General features: G+C 62.7%; 2 protein-coding genes and 1 pseudogene. All 3 read left to right on the top strand.

Going from position 1 to position 2,291, the window contains the following annotated elements:
* Window positions 1–551: pseudogene (locus Y708_RS23675) on the top strand (AMP-binding protein); the annotation flags it as partial.
* A gap of 180 nt (window positions 552–731) precedes the next feature.
* On the top strand, window positions 732–2,033 hold the full coding sequence (locus Y708_RS0107695; RefSeq protein ID WP_028279476.1) for an MFS transporter: 1,302 nt from the start codon (window positions 732–734) through the stop codon (window positions 2,031–2,033).
* 30 nt (window positions 2,034–2,063) lie between these two features.
* A partial coding sequence (locus Y708_RS30945) for a type II 3-dehydroquinate dehydratase (protein WP_035775756.1) occupies window positions 2,064–2,291 on the top strand: 228 nt, incomplete at its 3' end.

Here is a 2,291-nt window from a genome sequence, read left to right as displayed (position 1 = left end):
ATCTGGTGATCCGCGAGCCGTGGCCGGCCATGCTGCGCGGGATCTGGGGGGACCCGGAGCGCTTCAAGGAGACCTACTGGTCGCGGTTCGACAACATGTACTTTGCCGGTGATGGCGCCAAGAAGGACGGGGACGGCGATATTTGGCTGCTTGGCCGCGTGGACGACGTCATGAACATCTCCGGGCACCGTCTTTCCACCACGGAGATCGAGTCCGCTCTGGTGAGCCATCCGTCGGTGGCGGAGGCTGCCGTCGTCGGCGCGTCTGACGAAACCACCGGTGAAGCGGTTGTCGCCTTTGTGATCCTGCGCGGATCGGCCAAGGACGACGACGACATTGTCACCACCCTGCGCAACCACGTGGGGAAGGAGATCGGGCCAATCGCTAAGCCACGCAATATTCTTGTGGTCCCCGAGCTTCCCAAGACCCGTTCGGGCAAGATCATGCGGCGGCTGCTGAAGGATGTTGCCGAAGGACGCGAGGTGGGCGACGCGACAACCCTCTCCGACCCGACCATCATGGCGCAGATCGCGGAGTCACTGCGTAAGTAGGGAGCTCCACGCGTTCGGATCTCCACGCGGGCCTGGCGGCCCTTGGTCGATCACCTAACCGTCGACCAAGCGACGAAGGAGCGCGTGGAGACCCCGGAGTGTGAGCTGGGTCTACACGGGTTGTGATGTTGTCCGGAATCGCTGGCTCCGGGGCTGCGCCTGCGAGGAAAATCGTGAATCGTGTCCACCTCAACCGCGCCCGCCCAGACTTCCGCTGTAAACCCGAAGATGGCCCGCAAAACCGCGGCCGCCTCCTTTGTGGGAACAGCCCTCGAGTCCTACGATTTCTACGTGTTTGGCACAGCTGCCGCCCTGGTTTTCAACCAGGTATTTTTTGCAGCGCAGGATCCACTGGCCGGCACGCTCTCGGCATTCCTGATCTTCGCCATGGGCTTTGTGGCCCGTCCGCTTGGAGCAATACTGTTCGGTCATCTGGGTGACCGCATCGGCCGCAAGAAGACGCTCATCTGGACGATCCTCCTCATGGGGCTCGCCACCGGGTCCGTTGGACTTCTTCCCGACTACAGCGTGATTGGTGTGTGGGCGCCCATCCTCCTCACTGTCCTCCGCTTGGTGCAGGGATTGTCACTCGGCGGTGAGTGGGGCGGATCCATTCTCATCGCCACCGAGCATGCCGCCCCACGTCGACGCGCCTTCTACGCGTCGATCCCGCAACTGGGCTCACCGGTGGGCACCATGCTAATTTCCTTCATCTTCCTTGTTCTTGCCGTCACCATGCCGGATATCATGGCCTCCTGGGGCTGGCGGATACCGTTCCTGCTGGCCTTCCCGTTCCTTGGCATCGCCCTGTACTTGAGGCTGGCAATCGATGAGACCCCTGTCTTCAAAGCCGCCGCGAAGGCGCGGGTGCCATTCGTTGAAGTGCTGAGGAGTCAGCCGTGGGCCATCGTCGTCGCCACGGCGTCCGCTGTACTCGGGATTGGCTCCTACTTCCTCATGGTCTCCTACACCCAGGCCTATGGAACCGAGCGGCTGGGACTGTCGCAGGAGACCGTCCTTAATGCGGCCTTGATCGGTTCCTTGCTGCAACTGGTCACCATTCCGGCGTTTGGATGGCTGGCGATGAAGATCGGATCCGCGAAGGTGGTGGCCGGGGGTGCGTTGGGCACCGCCCTGATCGCTTTTCCGCTGTACTGGGTGATCAGCATCGCCGACTCCTCCCTCTATATGACGGCGATTTTGCTCGGAGGGATCCTGCCAACGGCCAGCTGGGCCGCGCTTGGTGGACTCATGGCAGACATCTTCGAGGCCAGGACGGGCTTCACCGCACTATCATTCGCCTACAGCCTGGCCGCCATCGTGGCCGGCTTCGCTCCGTCCATCACCCAGGCTTTCGGCGAGGCGACCGACGGCGCGTGGTGGCATCCCGGCGTCGTACTGGCCCTCATGAGTGTGCTGACGCTCGCGGGTGCGCTGGCCGCAGTGCGTCTGCGCGCCCGGGCTGCAACGCTCCCGCAGTAAGGGTCCACGGCGGTACGGCATAGTTAAGCCATGGCGACCACAACCATCCTCATAATTAACGGGCCCAACCTGAATCTTCTTGGCACGCGCGAGCCGGCTATCTACGGTACGTACTCACTCGGTGACATTGAGCAGCTTGCCACCGACGCTGCCAGCCGACACGGCTGGGAGGTGGACTTTGTGCAGTCCAACCACGAGGGCGAGATTGTGGACGCCATCCACGCGGCAGTCGGATCGGCGGACGGGATTGTGATCAAT

The organism is Arthrobacter sp. H5 (assembly GCF_000520595.1).
Lineage (GTDB): Bacteria > Actinomycetota > Actinomycetes > Actinomycetales > Micrococcaceae > Arthrobacter_D.
This window is presented reverse-complemented; position numbering and strand designations above follow the sequence as displayed.